Raw genomic sequence first — 843 nt, forward strand, 5'->3', positions numbered from 1 at the left:
TGCACAGCAGATGCTCGATAACACGAGCAACTACACGCAAAATCAATTGGATACTGCCGTCGTCCAGTTAAATGCATCGGTACAAGTCTTTAATGCCGCTGTGCTGCAACCGGGCATTCCGACGCCGCTGGGCGCGGCGATCGCGGCAGCGCAGCAGGCGTTGACGGATCATCCGGAAGGCGTCAACGTGGGGCAGACGTCGGCGGAAACTCGTGCTACGCTGGAAACGGCCATCGGTACTGCGCAGCAGATTCTCGATAACGCGGGCAATTACACACAGAATCAATTGAATACTGCCGTCGTTCAGTTAAATGCATCGGTACAAGTCTTTAAAGCCGGTGTACATCAACCGGGTATTCCGACTTCGCTGGGCGCGGCGATCGCGTCGGCGGAGCAGGCGTTGGCGGATCATCCGGAAGGTGTCAACGTGGGGCAGACGTCGGCGGAAGCTCGTACTGCGCTGGAAACTGCCATTGGTATTGCACAGCAGATTCTTGATAACACGAGCACTTACACACAGGATCAATTGGATACTGTTCTAAACCAGTTAAATGCATCGGTACAGGTCTTTAAAGCTGCTGTACTGCAACCAGGCATTCCGACGTCGCTGGTCGCGGCGATCGCGTCGGCGCAGCAGGCGTTGACGGATCATCCGGAAGGCGTCAACGTGGGGCAGGCATCGGCGGAAACTCGCACCGCGCTGGAAGCTGCCATCGGTACTGCGCAGCAGATTCTCGATACTGCGAGCAATTACACGCAGAATCAACTGAATACTGCCGTTATCCAGTTAAATGAATCGGTACAAGTGTTTAAAGCCACAGTACTGCAACCAGGCATTTCGAC

1 protein-coding gene is annotated in these 843 nt (G+C 54.9%); it reads left to right on the top strand.

The features are described 5' to 3' along the window. Positions 1-843 (top strand): FIVAR domain-containing protein (locus tag TY10_RS28475; protein ID WP_042171589.1); only part of this gene is annotated, 843 nt, incomplete at both ends.

Origin of the sequence: Paenibacillus gorillae (assembly GCF_000513275.1) — a bacterium.
Taxonomy (GTDB): domain Bacteria; phylum Bacillota; class Bacilli; order Paenibacillales; family Paenibacillaceae; genus Pristimantibacillus; species Pristimantibacillus gorillae.